Here is a 19,949-nt window from a genome sequence, read left to right on the forward strand (position 1 = left end):
TTATATGCGCTCTAATAATGTTTTAAAACTGTTTACTGAAAGTTGAATTAACTCTTGTGCAGATTGCTCTTTTGTAATTTGAACAAAGGCAATAGGCATTACAGTAAACTTATTCTTTTTTATATTGTTATTTGCTGAAAGTACAATGGCTGCATCAATACTACCATCGTTTATTTCATCTAGATATGTATCTTCTTTTGAAGTATCATCAAACGACTGAAAAAGCATAACGCGATAACCAGCCTTTGATGCCGTTTTTTGAATTTCGTATAACGTATCGCTATACCATTTATCATTTACTTGCGGCAATATTACAGCCACAATATTTGATTTGCTTTTTCTTAAAGCAATGGCATTTTTATTAGGAACATAGTTGTTTTTTAAAGCAATATCTTGAATCAGTTTTTTGGTTTCAACATTGATATCAAACCTATCGTTTAAGGCTTTTGAAACCGTAGAGGTTGAAAACCCTGTAATGTGCGATATTTGCTTTAAGGTCATCATATACTATCTTGATACTTTTCCGGTAGCGTTTCCGTTTACCATATTTTCTACTTCTTGTACAGACACTAAATTATAATCGCCAGAAATGGTATGCTTTAAGCAGCAAGCTGCCACAGCAAAATCTAATGCTTTTTGTGTATCATACTTATATTTTAATAGTCCGTAAATTAATCCACCCATAAAGGCATCGCCACTTCCTACTCTATCAACCACAGGCGTTACTTCTTTTACTGCGGCATGATACAAGCCTTTTCCGTCAAACAAAACACCACCAATACGTTGATGAGAAGCACTCACAGAATAACGCAAAGTTGTTGCTACGGTTTTTAGGTTTGGACAGATTTCAAATATTTTTTCATACAATACAGGAAGCGAAGCTTCGTCTTGATAGTTTGGAGACACCTTATCTTTGCCTAACATAAAGTAAGCAGTATCTATATCTCCCAAAATGATATGACTGTATTTTAAAAGCTCTGGCATAACGTCTTTAGGTTGCTTACCATATTGCCAAAGTTTTGCTCTGTAGTTTAAATCACACGAAATGGTTAATCCCATTTTATGAGCTGTTTTTACAGCATCTAAACATGCCTCTGCAGCACTTTCTGAAATTGCTGGTGTAATACCGCTCCAATGAAACCAAGTTGCATCTTTAAGTATCTCTTCCCAATTAAAATCGTCTTTACTTGCGGTTGCAATAGCACTATTGGCTCTATCATAAACCACATTGCTACCACGTGTTCCTGCACCTGTTTCTAGGAAATAAATACCTAAACGATCTCCTCCTAAAACAACATTATCGGAACCTACATTAAGCTTTCGCATTTCTTTAAGTGTGCAAGCTCCTATTTCGTTATCAGGAATTCGTGAAACAAATTCTGAAGAAATTCCATAGTTCGCTAAAGACACTGCTACATTAAACTCGCCACCACCATAAGAAGCCGCAAAAAATTTCGCTTGCGAAAACCTCAAATGTCTTTCGGTAGACAATCGTAACATTATTTCTCCAAATGCAACTACTTTATTCATCTACTAAAATTAAAATATGCTTTAGCGTTAAAATAACTGATGTCTGAAACGATTTTACCAATCCATTCCAACTCTTCTTTTGGCAACTCACCACGTTGAATTTCATCTCCTAAAAGATTACAAAGTAAACGTCTGAAATATTCGTGTCTTGGGAATGATAAAAAGCTACGCGAATCGGTAAGCATACCAATAAAACAGCTAATTAATCCCATATTAGACAAGGCATTCATTTGCTTGGTCATACCATCTTTTTGGTCTAAAAACCACCAACCAGAACCAAACTGAACTTTTCCTTTTACACTACCATCGTTAAAGTTACCAATCATGGTCGCCATAACTTCGTTGTCAGCAGGATTTAAGTTATAAATTATGGTTTTTGTGAGTTTATCTTTTCCGTCTAATGCGTTTAAAAATGCAGATAATTTTTCAGCTTGCGGATAATCTCCAATAGAATCCCAACCTGTATCAGGCCCAAGAATACTATGCATACGTGCATTGTTATTTCTTAATGCACCTAAATGGAATTGCTGCACCCAACCAAATTCATGATACGTTTCCGACAGGTATAAAAGAATAGCTGTTTCAAACTTAAGCACCTCATCTTTTGTTAATGTATCTCCAGCTCTTTTCTTCTTGAAAATCGTTTCAACTTCATTATCTGTATAGTCAACAAAAGAAATTTGATTTAAACCATGATCACACAATCTACATCCATTAATATGGAAATATTCAATTCTACTGCGTAGTGCGTCTTTTAAATCTTGATAATTAGAAATCTCTTTATCGGCTGCTTTTCCAAGCGCATCCATATAATCGTTATAACCATCATTTGCTATTAAAATAGCCTTATCTGGTCTAAACGCTGTGCTTACTTTAATTTCGAAATCACTTTTTGCTAGTGCTTGGTGATGTTCAAGTGTATCAATTGGATCTTCGGTGGTACAAACCAATTCGGCATTGACCTTACGAAGTAAATTTCTACAACTGTAATCTGAAGAACTTAACTGCTCTGAAGTAGATTCAAAAATGCGTTCTGCAGATTTTTCATTTAATAAATCCTGAACATTAAAATAGCGTGCTAATTCTAAATGCGTCCAATGATACAAAGGGTTACGCATTGTGTAAGGAACTGTTTTTGCCCATTGCATAAACTTTTCCTTCTCTGATGCGTCACCTGTTATAAATCGCTCATTGATTCCTAAAGTTCGCATAGCACGCCATTTGTAATGATCGCCATTAATCCATACGTTAGTTAGATTATTGTAAACTTTATCTTCTAAAATCTCCTGCGGAGGCAAGTGATTATGGTAATCTATTATAGGTTGATTTTTTGCATAGTTATGATATAACTCTTCAGCATATTTGTTTTCCAGCAAAAAATTATCGTGTATAAACTGTTTCATTCTTTCTTAATTTATCTTCCCATCCAACCGCCATCTACGGTTAAAATAGAACCACTCATGTAGTCACTTGCTTCTGAAGCTAGGAAAACTATAGGTCCTTTAAAATCTTTTGGTGTTCCCCATCTTCCAGCAGGAATTCTTGCTAAAATGGATTGACTTCTGTCTTCATCGTTGCGCAATGCTTCGGTATTATCTGTTGCTATATAACCAGGCGCAATAGCATTAACCTGTACATTTTTTGAAGCCCACTCGTTAGAAAGCGCCATCGTTAACTGACCAATAGCTCCTTTTGAAGCTGCATAACCCGGAACTGTAATTCCTCCTTGGAAAGTCAGTAATGATGCTGTAAAAATGATTTTACCAGAACCATTAGCAACCATGTCTTTTCCAATTTCTCGGCTTAATACAAATTGTGCATTTAAGTTTACTTCTATCACTTTATCCCAATACTCATCAGGATGTTCAGCTGCTGGCTTTCTTAAAATAGTACCTGCGTTGTTAACTAAAATATCTATTTTAGAGTGGTCTGCTTTAACAGCCTTAATAAAGCTATATAATGAATCTCTTCTTGAAAAATCACATTGATAAGCTGAGAACTTTTTCCCTAGCTCTTCAACACGTTGTCCTATTGCAGAGCCTTCTTTTTCCAGAGATGCTGACACACCAATAATATCTGCTCCAGCTTCTGCTAAAGCTTCTGCCATAGCAAAGCCAATACCTCTTTTACAGCCTGTAACCAGTGCTGTTTTTCCTGTTAAATCGAACATAATCTTATGCTTATCTTAATTCGTTGATTTTACAAACATCCATATCTCCGTAATCTAGATTTTCGCCTGCCATTCCCCAAATAAAAGAATAGCTAGCTGTACCAGAACCAGAGTGAATAGACCAAGGTGGTGAGATTACAGCTTCTTCGTTACCCATCCAGATATGTCTTGTTTCTTGAGGCTCACCCATAAAATGACTTACCGCCTGATTTTCTGGAACTTCAAAATAGAAATACACTTCCATTCTACGATCGTGCACGTGAGCAGGCATAGTATTCCAACTACTACCTGTTTTTATGGTTGTCATTCCCATTTGCAATTGGCAAACATCAACAACACTATTTACGATGTATTTTCTAAGTGTTCTGGCATTAGCTGTTTCTGCAGAACCTAATTCTATAACCTCAACATCGTTAGTTCCAATTTTTTTGTTTGGAAATTTTTTGTGAGCAGGTGTAGAGTTTAAATAAAATTTTGCTGGATTACTTCCATCTTTACTAGAAAACTGAACTTCCTTGTTACCTTGACCAAGATATAAAGCTTCTTTATGGTCTATATCGTATGTAGTACCATCAACAACTATTACTCCAGAACCTCCAACATTAATAATTCCTAATTCTCTTCTTTCTAGGAAATAAGATGACTTTAAAGGATCAATAGTTTCTAATTGTACTTTTTCATTAACAGGAACAACTCCTGCAACCATATACCTATCGTAATGAGAATACACCCATTCCAATTTATCGGTTTTCATTACATTTTCAATCAAGAATTCATCACGCAATTCTTGAGTGTCATATTTTTTTACAGCTTGTGGGCTTGAAGCGTATCTTGTATCGTATTTTGACATAATTAATTTTTAATTGTAATCGATTACACAAATATAGAATAATTTATTTTAAAAACTAAAATTATCTTAGATTCTAATAAAAAATCATCAAAAAAGAATACTAATTTTTAATGAAATCGTAAACCTTTATAGTAAAAATCAAAAAAACCGCTTATTTAAGCGGTTTTTAATATTATTTAAAATTATCTAATCCTGTTTTTAACCAATTGTAATATTCATCAACATTGGGAGTGTAACCCACAGGGTCAATAAGGTTTTCTTCATCATGACCCATCAATACATAAAAAGGTTGTGTATTGGTTTTATACTTTATGGTTTGGAACTCGCTCCATTTTTGCCCAATATATTTGAGTTTTTTACCAGGTCTTAATTGTGATTCTACGACTTCATCTTCTGGCAGAGGACGTTTATCATCAACATACAAGGATATAAGAACAATGTCATTTTTTAAAACATTTAGCACTTTATCTTTCACCCATACATTTTGCTCCATTTTGCGACAATTTACACAAGCCCAACCTGTAAAATCAATCATCACAGGTTTTCCAACTTTTTTTGCATAGGCTAAGCCTTTGTCATAATCATTGAATGCTAATATTTGATGTGGAGCCAATAAATGTGCACCTTCCGGCAAGTCGTTATGATCACTTGACATAGCTGCTCCTCCAGTTTTAGAGTTACCAACTCCATAAGGTGACTCGCTATAATCTAATGGAGGTGGAAACGCGCTTATTAAATTAAGTGGTGCTCCCCAAAGTCCTGGTATCATATAAATTGTAAACGACAATGTTACTAAACCTAGACAAAGTCTACCAACTGAAATATATTTTAAAGGTGAGTCATGTGGCAATTGAATTTTTCCGAACAGGTACAGTGAAAGCGTACCAAATACAGCTATCCAAATAGCTATAAATACTTCGCGTTCTAACAAATGTAGTTGTAATACCAAATCGGCTTGCGATAAAAATTTAAATGCTAAGGCTAACTCTAAGAATCCTAATACAACTTTTACAGTATTTAACCATCCTCCTGATTTTGGCAGAGAATTTAACCATCCTGGGAATGCAGCAAACAAAGCAAATGGTAATGCAATAGCTAATGAAAACCCTAACATCCCAATCACTGGAGCTAAACCTCCTTTAGAAGCTGCTTCAACCAATAATGTTCCTACAATTGGTCCTGTGCAAGAAAAAGACACAATTGCTAATGCTAAAGCCATAAAAAAGATACCTATTATACCTCCTTTATCTGCTTGTCTATCTACTTTATTTGCCCAAGAATTCGGTAACACAATTTCAAAAGCTCCTAAAAAGGATAGTGCAAATACAATTAGTAATAAAAAGAAAATAACGTTAAACCATACATTAGTTGCTAGCGCATTTAAAGCATCAGCTCCAAAAATAGCTGTGATAATAGTTCCTAAAAGCACATAGATTACAACTATAGACAATCCATAAATTACTGCATTTCTAATTCCTTTAGACTTTGATTTGCTTTGTTTAATAAAGAAACTTACCGTCATTGGTATCATAGGGAACACACAAGGTGTTAATAATGCAAGGAAACCTGATAAAAACGCAACTATAAAAATTGTAAAAAGTCCTTTTTGCTCTTCATTTTCAGGTTTAGATGAAGTTTTAGAAATAGTATTTTCTTGCTTTACTTCTTCTTTGTCTTTAGGTATTTCAAAAATATTTTGAACCGTTTCATCTTTTCCACTATTACTAGAAACACTTTCTGAATTTGACAAGTTAAACTCTAAATCGACATAGCTTGGTGGTAAACATCTAGCATCATCACACACCATAAACTCTACTTCTCCTTTTACGATAGAGAGTTCGTTATTTAATACTTTTATACGTTGTTTAAACTCTGCTTTGTTTTCAAAAAATTTAATTTTCATTTCAAACACAGGATCATCAACAGTATGCCCTTCTTCTTCCTTAGTGTTTTCTAACAACTGAAAACCATCTTCTGCATAAGTAAATGTTGTTGGGATTGGACCATCATCTGGCACATTTTGGGAATACAAATGCCAACCTTTATCTATGGTGGCAATGGATACTAAATTATATTCGGTATCAGAAATTTTTTCAACTGAGGTTGACCATTTTACTGGTTCTAAAATTTGTGCTTGGGATGCAACAATAGGCATAATGAGCATCAAACAACTTAAAACGATGTTCTTCATTCTTTAAAAATTAGTCTAGTAGTTAGAATTAACAAATGTAACACTTGTGTTAGAATTATATTATAAAGCTTTCTTAAATCTGCTTAGTCGACGCTTCAATTTGATACTAACAAACCACTAACTGATAAAGACGTTAAAGTTTTACTAATAAAATTTAGATATAAAAAAACCGAACATAATGTTCGGTTTGGTGAGTTAAGATTTGATTTCTACTTCGTAGCCTTCATGCTGCCATTTAGAAATGCCTCCATCGAGATCATATACTTTAACAAAGCCAGCTTCCTCCATTTTTTTTGCGCATTTTGCGCTTCTTCCTCCAGACTTACAATACAATATTACTGGTTTTGTTTTGTCTAGCTTTGTGATATCCTCATCAAAAGTTGGTGAGTTGTAATCTATATTTTGAGCAGTAGGTATGTTACCTTCTTTAAATTCTTCAGGTGTTCTAACATCTATTAATTGCACATCTTCTAATTCTAAAAGTGTTTGCATTTCTTCTGGTGATACCAGTTTAACATCGCTTTGCGAATCGTCTTTACAGCTTGTTACTGTAAATGTTAACATTAAAGTCAACACAATTAATACCTGTTTCATTTTTAATACAATTTAAAGTTATACTATATCACCTTCCCACTCGGTAATACCTCCAACAAGATTATAGGCATTATCAAAACCTAATTGATTCATTATAGCACAAGCTTGACCGCTTCTGTTTCCAGATCGACAATACACATAATAGTTTTTGGCTTTGTCAAGTTCTTCTACTTTTGAAATAAATTCTTGACCTCCATAAATATCAATATGCACTGCATTAGGTATTATACCTTCATCAACTTCGTCTTGTGTTCTAACGTCCAAAACCACAGCATTAGTATCCGCTGATAGTTGTTTTGCCCATTCTTCTTGTGTTAAATCTGCCATTTTTTAGTTTTTGATTATAACAAATTTAACTTTTCTTTATGATATAGACGAAAAAAAATCCAATCTGTTACAATTGGATTTTAATTTAAGCTTTAAAATGTATTTATTTACACTTTAATTGAGCATCCTATGGCTCTTGTTTGTGTTTCTTTAATTTCTTTTCCTTTTAATAATGCATCAACAGCATTTTCAACGTAGGTAGTATTTACTTGACTTGCGTCTTTATAGTTATCGTCAATAGCTCCAATGTACTTTACCTGATTCCCTTTTGCAGTTTTTTGTAGCACATATACATGTGGTGTTTTTGTTGCTCCATATTGAGGATAGATTTTTTGTCCTTCGTCAATTAAATAAGGAAATGTAAACCCTTTTGATTTTGCTCTTGCTTGCATAGCTTCCATATTATCTCCAGGTTTAACATCGGTATTATTAGGCATAATAGCTATAACAGGATAACCTTTATCAGCATATTTTTTGTCTAATTCAATAATTCTGTCCTCATAAGCAACAGCATAAGGGCAAGTATTGCATGTAAATATTACAATGAATCCTTTAGCATCTTTATAATCTGCTAAAGACACCATTTTACCATCAATATTTTCAAGTTTAAAATCTGTTGCAATATCACCAACATGATAACCATGACCATCACCTACAGTTGTGAATGCTGAAAGTGATAACATAGCTACAAAAGCAAATACTAGTTTTAATGTTTTCATAGTGTTTTGTTTTAGTTTAAAAATTGTTTTAATTCGGTTTCTAGCTCGTCATAAGTAAACGATTTTTCGTAAAACTTACGTTTATTTTTATTAAAAATTACTGTAGCAGGAATTGCTCCTGACCAGCTTTCATCTACCTTAGGAATCCAAGAGTTAGCATCAGCATCGTCAAGCGCCACAACTTTAGATTGTAATTTCTTATCAACTATAAAAGGTTTAAGTTTTGATTCATATTTAGAAGGGAAATCTAAGCTTATCAATATCACCTCAACATCTTTAGTTTTATATTCAGAATTTAATGTTTCAAAATAAGGCAACTCCTTAACGCAAGGTGCACACCACGTTGCCCAAAAGTTAACTACATAGGTTTTATCATCAGTAGCTGTTAGATATTTTTTTATACCATTAAAATCGTGAACTTCTAACTCTAAGGTATTAGGAGTTTCAATTTGTGTTTCGGTAATAGCATCTTTTTTTTCCTCTTTACAGGAAAAACACAAGATCATTGTTAGTATTAACAGTGTATATTTCATATTATAAAAGTAAGCATAACACTGAAAAACCTTTAATCTTTAACAAAACTTTATAGGGCTTAATTTAAATTAAAATGCTCCCACACAAATATTTCTACAAATAATTTGAAAAAATAATTTTCATTTCTATCTTTGACCCAACAAACAAAAACATGAACACAATTTTAAATAATACTTGGTGGTGGATGTCTCGAAACTCAATTTTCGTGAACTAACCCTATTAGTATATTTAAAACTAAAAATATCAAAAAGGCTTGTCATTCACGACAAGCCTTTTTTAATTTATTTACCAATGAAAACCTTTAGCCTTTACACACATTATAAAAAAATTCTTGCCGACACAATTACTCCTGTTAGCATCTACCTTAAAGTACGCGACAAGTTTCCCAACAGTATTTTACTTGAAAGTAGCGACTACCATGCAAACGATAATAGTTTTTCATACATCTGCTGTAACCCAATTGCTTCTATTGAAGTAAAAAATGAAACCATTACCGAACAGTTTCCTGATGGCAGCAGCATTATCAACAAGATAAAAGATGATGTTAATGTCACTGAAAAAATTCACAAATTCACACAGCGTTTTAAAGTAGATTCTGATAAGGAATTTAAGTTTATCAACAATGGTATTTTTGGATATATGGCTTATGATGCTGTACGCTACTTTGAAGATATTAAAATTTCAAAAAAAGAAGACCATCTAGACATTCCAGATATTTACTATGCTGTGTATCAAAATATCATTGCTATTAACCACCATAAAAACGTAGCCTATATTTTTGCACATTGCTTTGATACCGAAAACAATATTGACGATATTCATCAGCTTATAAAATCTAAAAACTTTGCCGTTTTTAATTTTTCAACTGATGGCGAAACTAAATCAAACCTTACTGACAATGAATACAAGGAGCATGTAGAACTTGCAAAAAAACATTGTGCTAGAGGTGATGTGTTTCAATTAGTACTTTCAAAAAAATTCTCTCAAAATTTTAAAGGTGACGAGTTTAATGTATACAGAGCCTTACGTAGCATCAACCCTTCTCCTTACCTATTTTACTTTGATTATGGTGATTTTAAAATCTTCGGAAGTTCGCCAGAAGCACAATTGATTGTAAACAATGGAAAAGCTGAAATTCACCCAATAGCAGGCACTTTTAAACGCACAGGTAGCGATGAAAAAGACGCCGAACTAGCTAAGCAACTTTCTGAAGACATCAAAGAAAACTCAGAACATGTTATGCTCGTAGATTTAGCGCGTAACGATTTGAGTAGACATGGAAACAATGTAAAGGTTGACACCTACAGAGAGGTTCAGTTTTTCTCTCATGTTATTCATTTGGTAAGTAAAGTTTCTGGTAACAAACACGACAAAACCACAACTATGCAAGTAGTAGCTGACACTTTTCCTGCAGGAACTTTAAGTGGAGCTCCAAAACATAAAGCAATGCAACTTATTGAAACATACGAAAAAACAAGTCGCGACTTTTATGGTGGAGCCATCGGGTTTATGGATTTTGAAGGCAACTTTAATCATGCCATTATGATTAGGACTTTTTTAAGTAAAAACCATACGCTGCATTGGCAAGCAGGAGCTGGATTAGTCTCAAAATCAAATCCTGAAAATGAATTACAAGAAGTATATAACAAATTAGGCGCACTTACAAGAGCCATTGAACTTGCTGAAAATTTATAGCCATGAAAAGAATATTAGTTATTGATAATTACGACAGTTTTACTTACAACCTTGTGCATTATCTTGAGGATTTAGATTGTGAAGTGACTGTAAAACGCAACGACCAACTAGAGTTGGATTTCGTAAAAGCGTTTGACAAAATAGTATTATCTCCAGGACCTGGAATTCCTGATGAAGCTGGTTTATTAAAACCTATTATTGAAACCTATGCAGCTTCAAAAAGCATTCTAGGTGTTTGCTTGGGTCAACAAGCTATAGGTGAAGTTTTTGGAGGCAAACTCATCAATCTTAAAAGTGTATACCATGGCGTTTCTACTCAGGTAAATATTACTGCAGATGATGAAATTCTTTTTAAAAACATGGACAAAACCATTGCTGTTGGTCGCTACCACTCTTGGGTTGTAGATGAAAAGCTTCCTGATGTTTTAGAAGCCACATCTTTTGATGACAACGGACAAGTGATGTCTTTAAGACATAAAGTGTATGATGTAAGAGGTGTTCAGTTTCATCCAGAATCTGTTTTAACACCTAACGGAAAGCAAATGTTAGAAAACTGGGTTAAAAGTTAATATTGCCGTTTTTCTATTAATTCATCATCTATTAAAAATAAAACTATAAAATCCTGAACGCATTGACATTTCAGGACAGAATATCCAAATATGAAAACCATTTTAAACCGATTAATAAACCAAGAAAGCATTTCTACTGAAGAAGCTAAAAATGTTTTGGTTAACATTTCTAAAGGAGAGTACAACCAAAGTCAGATTGCCTCTTTTTTAACTGTATATATGATGCGAAGTATTACAACCCAAGAGTTATTGGGCTTTAGAGATGCGCTTTTAGACCTTTGTATTCCTGTAGATTTAAATGACTTTAACGCTATTGATTTATGTGGAACAGGTGGTGACGGAAAAGACACATTTAACATTTCCACTCTAGCATCGTTTGTTACTGCAGGAGCTGGAGTTCACGTTTCAAAACATGGTAACTATGGTGTGTCTTCGGCTTGCGGCTCTTCAAATGTACTTGAGTTTTTAGGTGTAAAATTTAGTAACGATATCGACTTTTTAAAAACCTGTTTAGATAAAGCTGGTATTTGTGTGCTTCATGCACCATTATTTCATCCTGCAATGAAACACGTTGCTCCAATACGACGCGAACTTGGTGTAAAAACATTTTTTAATATGCTTGGACCAATGGTAAATCCGTCGTTTCCAAAAAACCAAATGGTTGGTGTGTTTAGTTTGGAGCTGTTGAGACAATATAGTTATCTGTACCAAAACACTGATAAAAATTATAGCATTGTACATGCTTTAGATGGTTATGACGAAATTTCTTTAACAGGAGCATCAAAACTGTCAAGCAACAAAGGAGATGTTGTTATTAACCCAAAAGATTTTGGAGTTGAAAAATTGCATCAAGATGCAATACATGGTGGTGATTCTGTAAAAACATCGGCAAAAATATTCACCCATGTACTTCTTGGTCAAGGTACTGAAGCCCAAAACAATGTGGTTTGCGCCAATGCAGCTATTGCTATTTCAACAGTAAAAAACAACACCATTCAAGAGGCGTTTAGCGAAGCTAAAGAGTCACTTATGAGTGGTAAAGCAAAGAAAAGTTTTGACAAATTAGTAGAACTGAGCAAGTAATGAATATACTCGATAAAATAGTATTTGATAAACGTAAAGAGGTTGATTTAAAAAAAGCCTTGATAAGTACACAACAATTGGAAAGCTCACAACTGTTTAACAGAGCAACGGTTTCATTATCCGAAAAACTAAAAAACAGCTCTTCAGGTATTATTGCTGAACACAAACGTCGCTCACCTTCAAAATCAATTATCAACAATGGTTTAAATGTACAAGACGTCGCAACTGGTTATGAAAATGCTGGTGTTTGCGGAATGTCTGTACTAACCGATGGAAAATATTTTGGTGGTTCTCTTGACGATTTAATAGTGGCTAGAGCTAGCTGCAACCTACCACTTTTAAGAAAAGAGTTTATTATTGACGAATATCAAATTATTGAAGCTAAATCTTATGGTGCAGATGTAATTTTACTTATTGCTGCCATTTTAACCCAAGAAGAGATTAAACAATTTTCTCAATTAGCGAAAAGCCTAAACTTAGATGTACTGTTAGAAGTTCATAATGAAGATGAATTGCAAAAATCTATAATGCCTAGTCTTGATATGATAGGGGTAAATAACCGCAACCTTAAGACTTTCGAAGTAAGTTTAGAAACTAGTAAAACTCTTAGCACTAAAATCCCTGACGAGTTTGTAAAAGTTTCAGAAAGTGGCTTAAGTAACATCCAGTCTATACAAACGCTTAAAACGTATGGTTATCAAGGGTTTTTAATTGGTGAAAACTTTATGAAAACTAATAATCCTGGAGTAATCGCTAAAGAATTTATTAAAACATTGGAAGCATGAAACTCAAAATATGCGGAATGAAATATCAAGATAACATTACTCAAGTTGCCAACTTGCAACCTGACTATCTTGGTTTTATTTTCTATAAACAATCCAAAAGGTATTTTGATGGTAACATCCCTGAACTTCCTAAAGCGATTAAAAAAGTAGGTGTTTTTGTAGATGCTGAAATAGATTATATTTTATCAAAAGTAAAAACACACAAGCTTAATGCTATACAGCTTCATGGAAATGAATCTGCTGATTTTTGCAATGAAATTAAATATCAGTTCGAGTGCAGTCGAGAACCAAATGACAATCCTATTGAAATCATTAAAGTATTTTCAATAAAAAACGAATTTAATTTTGACGTTTTAAAACCCTACGAAGCAGTTTGCAATTACTTTCTTTTTGATACTAAAGGGCAATTACCAGGAGGTAATGGTTACACTTTCAACTGGGAAGTATTAAGCAATTATCCATCACAAAAACCGTATTTTTTAAGTGGTGGTATTGGTTTAAACGAAACCGAAGATATTAAATCATTCCTGCGAAGTCCAAAATCTAAATACTGCTATGCGCTTGATGTTAATAGCAAGTTCGAGATTGAAGCAGGCTTAAAAAATGTAGAAAAACTAGCAACATTTAAAACTGATTTGTCATTCTGAGTGCGAAACAGCATGACCAAAAAAAACAACTATGAGTTATAATGTAAACGAAAAAGGCTATTACGGAGAATTTGGAGGCGCATTCATACCTGAGATGCTATATCCAAATGTAGAAGAGTTACGCCAAAACTATCTTAAAGTAATGAACGAACCCGATTTTAAAGCAGAGTTCAATCAGCTTTTAAAAGACTACGTTGGTCGTCCTTCTCCACTCTATTTTGCTAAGCGACTTTCAGAAAAATACAATACTAAAATTTACCTCAAACGCGAAGACCTTAACCATACAGGAGCACATAAAATCAATAATACTATTGGTCAAATTCTTATGGCAAAACGCCTTGGCAAAACCCGAATTATTGCCGAAACTGGAGCAGGACAACATGGTGTTGCAACTGCAACGGTTTGCGCATTAATGGGATTAGAATGTATTGTGTACATGGGAGAAATTGATATTGCTCGACAAGCGCCTAATGTTGCCAGAATGAAAATGCTTGGTGCTACTGTTGTTCCTGCAACTTCAGGAAGCAAAACCTTAAAAGATGCTACAAATGAAGCCATCAGAGATTGGATTAGCAATCCTGTAAATACGCACTATATTATTGGTAGTGTGGTTGGTCCACATCCTTATCCTGATATGGTGGCAAGATTTCAAAGTGTGGTTTCAGAGGAAATAAAATCGCAACTAAAAACACACGAAGACACTGAAACACCTGACTATGTTATTGCTTGTGTTGGTGGTGGCAGTAATGCTGCTGGTGCTTATTATCATTTTTTAGATGATGAAAATGTGAATCTTATAGCTGTAGAAGCTGCTGGTCATGGTGTAAATTCTGGTGAAAGTGCAGCAACTTCAGTATTAGGTAAGATGGGAATTATACATGGAAGCAAAACCCTACTTATGCAAACCAACGATGGTCAAATTACTGAGCCTTATTCTATTTCGGCTGGATTAGATTATCCTGGAGTTGGACCAATGCATGCACATTTGTATGCTTCTGGTCGTGCTGAGTTTATTGCCATAACAGACGATCAAGCAATGAATGCAGGTTTAGAACTTTGTAAGCTGGAAGGCATTATTCCTGCTATTGAAAGCTCTCACGCTTTGGCTGTTTTTGAACAAAAAACCTTTAAACCTGATGCTATTGTTGTTGTGAGTTTGTCTGGTCGTGGTGACAAAGATTTAGAAACCTATATTAAGCATTTTAATTTATAATGATGAACAGAATTCAACATAAACTAAACGAAGACAGAAAGTTACTATCCATATATTTTACAGCAGGATATCCAAGCCTTAACGATACAGTTTCTATTATTGAATCGCTTGAAAACAGTGGTGTAGACATGATTGAAATTGGTTTACCGTTTAGCGATCCTTTAGCTGATGGACCAACCATACAAGCAAGTTCTACCCAAGCATTAAAAAACGGAATGACTACCGAAATACTTTTTAATCAGTTAAAAGATATTAGAAAAACGGTTTCTATTCCACTAATTATTATGGGTTATTTCAATCCAATGCTTCAATATGGTGTGGAAAACTTCTGTAAGAAATGTCATGAAATTGGCATTGATGGATTAATTATTCCAGATCTTCCTGTGGATGTTTATCATGAAGAATATCAAGCTACTTTTGAAAAATACGGACTAACAAACGTGTTTTTAATCACACCTCAAACTAGTGATGAACGCATTCGTTACATCGATTCGGTGTCTAATGGATTTATTTATATGGTTAGTAGCGCAAGTACGACAGGAGCAAAAACAGGATTTGGCGAGGAGCAATTAAACTATTTTAAACGCATAAATGACATGACTCTAAATAACCCTCAAATTGTTGGGTTTGGAATAAGTAATAGTGAAACATTTACGCAAGCAACCACTTATGCTAAAGGTGCTATTATTGGTAGTGCGTTTATAAAGCATTTAAACCAAAACAGCATTAGTACAATTCCAAACTTTACAAAATCTATAATTAGCTGATTTTAAGATAATTTTAATAGAATTTTGGCTTCAATTTCTTATATTAATGATGAACGATAAAACATCAAATGAATTATGGGAATTATTGAAGACAAAAGAAAATTTAAACCAAAGAAAAAACAAAGCAATCCGTTAAATCCAACTGGCGATGTTAACCAAAACACCAACCAGTTTGATATTGATGAAAGCACTATAAAGAAACAACAAAACAAAAACTAATTGTTGTAGTTTTTTATAAAAAGTAAAAATAACCTATTCGATTAAGAATAGGTTATTTTATATTTATACAGTTCAAAAAAAATCATTTTAATGTCTTTAAATATTGTTCTTATAGAACCTGAAATTCCAAACAACACAGGTAATATTGGTAGGTTAGCATTAGCTACTGGCTCTACATTGCACTTGGTAAAACCTTTTGGTTTTGAAATAGATGACAGTCGATTAAAACGTGCAGGATTAGACTACTGGCAACACTTGGATATTGTTTATTATGACGATATTGACGATTTTTTCACTAAAAACAAAACTGCAAATATGGTGTATTTGTCTAGTCATGGCAAGCAACAGCATTGGGACATTCCTTTTAAAGACGACTTGTTTTTGGTTTTTGGAAAAGAGTCGGTTGGACTCCCTAAACACATCACCCAAAACAATAAAGACTCACTATTTAAAATTCCATTGTACAGCAAGCACATACGTAGTTTAAACCTAGCCAATGCGGTAAGCGTAGTGGTTTATGAAGGCTTAAGACAATTAGGCTCTTAAAAACATAATACGGTTTTTACACCAAATTAGGAAACAACTCAACTAAAACTAGTAACATTAGTACTATTTAGGATATAAATAATAGGTTTTTATATATTTAGCTATTATAAACTAGTTAGGGGCAAGCTGAAAAAACAACTCGAATGAATCAAAATTCTAACATTTCATTTTTGAAAATGATTTTAATCATTTGGAAAACAATTTTTATTGGAGGTTGTTTTTTTCTTATTTACAGCATTTATACTTGGAAAACAAGTGCAGTTATCTTTTGTGTTTTATTCCTTGTTTTTATTGGTTTTTTAATTAAAAAGTATTCATCAAAATGAACAATAAATTTGATTTTATTGCGGATTAAAATATAGAACAACAGAACAAGGTGGACGAAAAACACCAGTAAATTATGGATATTGTCATCATTTGGAACTTAATTTTACTAAAATGCTGGCATCTGGACATCAACTTTTTACTGGAACCAATTTAGTAAATCCTAGAGAAACAGTTTTAGCTCAAAATCGGAATGAATTCAACTGAACATTGTGAAGGTAAATTGATAGTAGGAACGAATTTAAATTCTGTGAAGTGTAATAATCGGAAGTGAAAAAATAACTGAAATAATAAATAAAAAGTTAGAAAAGAAAAAACCCAGCACATAACAAAGTATATAATTAATTGCCAATTATAGACTACTTATGAAAATTTGCTAAATTACATCCTAAACCAAGTAACTAATCTTATACAAACACGTTAGCCTTTATTACCAACAACAAGTAATCAAAATAAACATTTAGTTTAGTGTATGTATTTATTAGCATTTAAATTCAAACCAAAATAATGAAGTATTACCTCTACTTATTAGTATTTATTACATCTCCTTTAATAATAAATCAAGGTGCAATTGCACAAACAGCTGAGTCCCAAACAGCGCAATTTCAAAACCGAATAGTAGATTCCATATTTTCTAAAACTTTAGATGAAAGCCGTGACTTTTGGGTAAGATTACCAGATAATTTTCAACCAGATAGTGATGAAAAATATGCTGTTATTTATTTAATGGACGGATTTTCACTAGAAAGCACTTTAGAAACTGTTTATGATAATTATTGGGGACATTACCTTCCACACATGATACTTGTTGGGATTTCTAATCGCAACAACCGAACAAGAGATTTAACTCCTTCACAAATAAAAATGAGACGTGGTAGCGCATTTGATCGTGAAACTGGAGGCGCAGAAACCTTTACTAAATTTATGGAAAAGGAACTCATACCACATATTGATAATAAGTATCCAACCATTCCTTATCGTACCTTAATTGGGCATTCTTATGCTGGTTTGTTTACTTTAAATATGTTGGTTAATCATAAACATCTCTTTCAAAATTATATAGCTATAGATCCAAGTTTGGATTGGGACGACCAAAAATTATTGAAGGAAGCAAAAGCAAAATTGAGTACAGAAAGTTATGAAGGCAAATCTCTCTTTGTGTCTTTAGCAGCAGAGCAGCTACATATGTGGAATGAAGACATAACCATGGAGAATATTATGAATGACTCTTCAGAATTTACTTTGTTTGCGCGTTCAATCATTGAGTTTTCAAATTTTGCTAAATCTCAAAAACAGAATGGATTAAATTTTTCATGGAAGGTTTATAATGAAGATTTACATGGTACAGTTCCGTTACCATCTATAAAAGATGGGTTGATTTTTCTTTTTGAATGGTATCAGTTTAAATCTCCTCAAAAATATAATAATCCAGAAACACCAATAGAAGAATTGGTTTCGCTATTGAAGGAGCAGGAACAAATCTACACTGAACATTTTGGTGTTCCTACTGCACCAATGATAGACGAAATGCTAAATGGCTATGGCTACATGAATATGCAAATGGGTCAACCTAAGAAGGCATTAATGTTTTTTGAAATGAATATTAAATACAATCCAACAAGTGCAAATGCTTATGATTCGATGGCTGAGTATTATGAATCTCAAAATGACAAAGAGAATGCATTAAAATACTTAAAAAAGGCTTATGAAATCAGTGGTGACGATTACTATAAAGAAAGAATTGAAGCTCTAAATAAAAAATAACCAAAGACTAACAATATATATAAGCCATACAAATCAGGAAACGGTTTAGACACCAACCGCTTACATAATTTAATGCTAGTCTTCAGCCTGCTATTTCTAAATTTCGAAACGACTAGACTCACAGATTTTCTATTCAGCTTGTATTTCTAAATTAGTTGCTTAAACATACAACTACTCATAGTTGATACCCTTGACCGCTAATTAAAAAACCGAACGATAAATGGAACAAATAAAAATATTATTCTTTGCATTGGCTTCTTTTTTTGGAATTGAAGATGGTAGAATAGCTTCTGAGAAAACCACCATAACTATATACCCTCAAAATAAAGAAATTGAAATTATCCAAGAAGGATTATTTACAGTTATACAGACAAAAAAGGATAGTACACTAGTACTGGAACAGTGGAATAAAATTCTTGATGTGAAAAGAAAAAACACAGCTTGGTCAAAAGAATTAAATAATTTTCCTGTTAAAAGCTTTAATTTAAAAACTATCAACAATGTAATCCAACCACATTTAACACTCAATTATATTAAAGAAAAAGATTTAGAAGCATTAGGAATTTGGTATAGTGAAGAAAAAAATGAATTTTCAATTAACAATATTCCTCGGGATAATATTAAAACTGATGACGGAAAATTAAAAGGAAACTATTGGGTTTTCAATGCAAAAAACACAATTACTTTTACCATTGAGCCATTTCTTCAAATGCCAGAGGACTATAAAAAACTAAGAAGACCTTTAAAAGAGTTATTGCAAACTGAAAACAAACACTAAAGCAGTAGCTCACAATGACCTTTAATAACTACTTGCTTGCCTATCCGCAAATAGGTTCTCGTCTACCCTAAATTTCGAAACGACTAGACTCACAGATTTTCTATTCGGTTTATATTTACTAAATTACATAACTCTCATAGCCAAACCATTGTAAAACATTTAGAAAGACCTTATGAAAAAAAGAAAAATTATTGCATTATCACTTTTGATTGTTGGGATTTCTTTAAGTGTTGTTTTTATATCAAAAATTGAATTCCCTCAAGGATTAGAAGCGTATTTTAAAAGAGAATACTATAACCAATTTGGTCCTTTGGCTATTAGTGTTGAGCTTTTAGCTGCGAGTTATTACCTTTTTATAGGACATAAAAAGACAAACTTTACTTTAGCCCTTTTTGGGTTTACTGCTTTGCTAGACCCTATTTTTAACCTAATAGGTCTTTTCAATAGCATAGTACCTTTATACGGAACAATAATTTTATCAATTTGTGCGCTGCTGTGTTTATGGCTTGCATTTACAAACACATTTAAATTAAAACCTTTATCTAATTTAACTGCAATATTAAGTGTTGTTCTTGGTGTTTTTGTTGAGTTATTCTTTAATTACCTATAATAAACATTTACTAACAACTTAATGAAGAATTAAT

The 19,949-nt window shown here is 33.1% G+C and carries 22 protein-coding genes; 12 read left to right on the forward strand and 10 right to left on the reverse strand.

Translation table 11 applies throughout. From position 1 onward, the window contains the following. The 10 genes from DMZ43_RS00975 to DMZ43_RS01020 form a co-directional block, all read right to left on the reverse strand. Complete coding sequence (locus DMZ43_RS00975) at positions 1–504, reverse strand: LacI family DNA-binding transcriptional regulator (protein WP_131505837.1); 504 nt, start codon at positions 502–504, stop codon at positions 1–3. 3 nt (positions 505–507) lie between these two features. Then, positions 508–1,530 carry a sugar kinase gene (locus DMZ43_RS00980; RefSeq protein ID WP_131505838.1) on the reverse strand — a complete coding sequence of 341 codons (1,023 nt, stop codon included), beginning with the start codon at positions 1,528–1,530 and terminating at the stop codon, positions 508–510. Next, complete coding sequence (uxaC, locus tag DMZ43_RS00985) at positions 1,527–2,933, reverse strand: glucuronate isomerase (RefSeq protein ID WP_131505839.1); 1,407 nt, start codon at positions 2,931–2,933, stop codon at positions 1,527–1,529. The genes DMZ43_RS00980 and uxaC overlap by 4 nt, the downstream gene beginning before the upstream one ends. An 11-nt stretch (positions 2,934–2,944) precedes the next feature. Next, the gene (locus tag DMZ43_RS00990) at positions 2,945–3,700 is read right to left on the reverse strand and encodes an SDR family NAD(P)-dependent oxidoreductase (RefSeq protein WP_131505840.1); all 756 of its coding nucleotides are present in this window, start codon (positions 3,698–3,700) and stop codon (positions 2,945–2,947) included. Positions 3,701–3,710: 10 nt separating this feature from the next. Continuing rightward, positions 3,711–4,550: a 5-dehydro-4-deoxy-D-glucuronate isomerase gene (kduI, locus tag DMZ43_RS00995; protein WP_131505841.1), complete on the reverse strand. Its 840-nt coding sequence runs from the start codon at positions 4,548–4,550 to the stop codon at positions 3,711–3,713. A gap of 172 nt (positions 4,551–4,722) precedes the next feature. Further along, positions 4,723–6,741 carry a cytochrome c biogenesis protein CcdA gene (locus DMZ43_RS01000; RefSeq protein WP_131505842.1) on the reverse strand — a complete coding sequence of 673 codons (2,019 nt, stop codon included), beginning with the start codon at positions 6,739–6,741 and terminating at the stop codon, positions 4,723–4,725. Between the two features lie 195 nt (positions 6,742–6,936). Continuing rightward, entirely contained in the window at positions 6,937–7,335 is a 399-nt protein-coding gene (locus DMZ43_RS01005) for a rhodanese-like domain-containing protein (protein ID WP_129759132.1), read from the reverse strand. Between the two features lie 18 nt (positions 7,336–7,353). After that, positions 7,354–7,662 carry a rhodanese-like domain-containing protein gene (locus tag DMZ43_RS01010; protein WP_131505843.1) on the reverse strand — a complete coding sequence of 103 codons (309 nt, stop codon included), beginning with the start codon at positions 7,660–7,662 and terminating at the stop codon, positions 7,354–7,356. A gap of 107 nt (positions 7,663–7,769) precedes the next feature. Continuing rightward, entirely contained in the window at positions 7,770–8,381 is a 612-nt protein-coding gene (locus tag DMZ43_RS01015) for a thioredoxin family protein (protein WP_131505844.1), read from the reverse strand. 11 nt (positions 8,382–8,392) lie between these two features. Then, positions 8,393–8,914, reverse strand: a complete 522-nt coding sequence (locus DMZ43_RS01020; protein ID WP_131505845.1) for a TlpA disulfide reductase family protein — start codon at positions 8,912–8,914, stop codon at positions 8,393–8,395. Positions 8,915–9,206: 292 nt separating this feature from the next. Between DMZ43_RS01020 and DMZ43_RS01025 the strand changes: the two genes are divergently transcribed. From DMZ43_RS01025 to DMZ43_RS01075, 12 genes are all read left to right on the forward strand, one after another. Next, positions 9,207–10,610, forward strand: a complete 1,404-nt coding sequence (locus DMZ43_RS01025; protein WP_131505846.1) for an anthranilate synthase component I family protein — start codon at positions 9,207–9,209, stop codon at positions 10,608–10,610. 2 nt (positions 10,611–10,612) lie between these two features. Then, positions 10,613–11,179, forward strand: coding sequence for an aminodeoxychorismate/anthranilate synthase component II (locus DMZ43_RS01030; RefSeq protein ID WP_131505847.1), 567 nt, complete (start codon positions 10,613–10,615; stop codon positions 11,177–11,179). 90 nt (positions 11,180–11,269) lie between these two features. Further along, entirely contained in the window at positions 11,270–12,262 is a 993-nt protein-coding gene (gene trpD / locus DMZ43_RS01035; RefSeq protein WP_129759138.1) for an anthranilate phosphoribosyltransferase, read from the forward strand. Continuing rightward, positions 12,262–13,047: an indole-3-glycerol phosphate synthase TrpC gene (gene trpC / locus DMZ43_RS01040; RefSeq protein WP_131505848.1), complete on the forward strand. Its 786-nt coding sequence runs from the start codon at positions 12,262–12,264 to the stop codon at positions 13,045–13,047. Before trpD ends, trpC begins: the two co-directional genes overlap by 1 nt. Next, positions 13,044–13,694: a phosphoribosylanthranilate isomerase gene (locus DMZ43_RS01045; RefSeq protein ID WP_131505849.1), complete on the forward strand. Its 651-nt coding sequence runs from the start codon at positions 13,044–13,046 to the stop codon at positions 13,692–13,694. The genes trpC and DMZ43_RS01045 overlap by 4 nt, the downstream gene beginning before the upstream one ends. Positions 13,695–13,725: 31 nt before the next feature. Next, positions 13,726–14,907, forward strand: coding sequence for a tryptophan synthase subunit beta (gene trpB / locus DMZ43_RS01050; RefSeq protein ID WP_131505850.1), 1,182 nt, complete (start codon positions 13,726–13,728; stop codon positions 14,905–14,907). A gap of 2 nt (positions 14,908–14,909) precedes the next feature. After that, positions 14,910–15,674, forward strand: a complete 765-nt coding sequence (gene trpA, locus DMZ43_RS01055) for a tryptophan synthase subunit alpha (protein ID WP_131506516.1) — start codon at positions 14,910–14,912, stop codon at positions 15,672–15,674. A 75-nt stretch (positions 15,675–15,749) separates the two neighbouring features. Further along, positions 15,750–15,893 (forward strand): hypothetical protein, encoded by a 144-nt coding sequence (locus DMZ43_RS14910; protein WP_165353649.1) that lies wholly within the window; start codon positions 15,750–15,752, stop codon positions 15,891–15,893. A 90-nt stretch (positions 15,894–15,983) separates the two neighbouring features. Beyond that, positions 15,984–16,439 carry a tRNA (cytidine(34)-2'-O)-methyltransferase gene (locus DMZ43_RS01060; RefSeq protein WP_131505851.1) on the forward strand — a complete coding sequence of 152 codons (456 nt, stop codon included), beginning with the start codon at positions 15,984–15,986 and terminating at the stop codon, positions 16,437–16,439. A gap of 831 nt (positions 16,440–17,270) precedes the next feature. Beyond that, entirely contained in the window at positions 17,271–18,527 is a 1,257-nt protein-coding gene (locus tag DMZ43_RS01065; protein ID WP_131505852.1) for an alpha/beta hydrolase-fold protein, read from the forward strand. A gap of 220 nt (positions 18,528–18,747) precedes the next feature. Beyond that, positions 18,748–19,305, forward strand: a complete 558-nt coding sequence (locus DMZ43_RS01070) for a hypothetical protein (RefSeq protein WP_129759145.1) — start codon at positions 18,748–18,750, stop codon at positions 19,303–19,305. A gap of 172 nt (positions 19,306–19,477) precedes the next feature. After that, complete coding sequence (locus DMZ43_RS01075) at positions 19,478–19,915, forward strand: hypothetical protein (protein WP_131505853.1); 438 nt, start codon at positions 19,478–19,480, stop codon at positions 19,913–19,915. The last annotated feature ends 34 nt before the right edge of the window (positions 19,916–19,949 follow it).

The organism is Meridianimaribacter sp. CL38 (assembly GCF_004328055.1).
Classification (GTDB): Bacteria; Bacteroidota; Bacteroidia; order Flavobacteriales; family Flavobacteriaceae; genus Gaetbulibacter_B; species Gaetbulibacter_B jejuensis.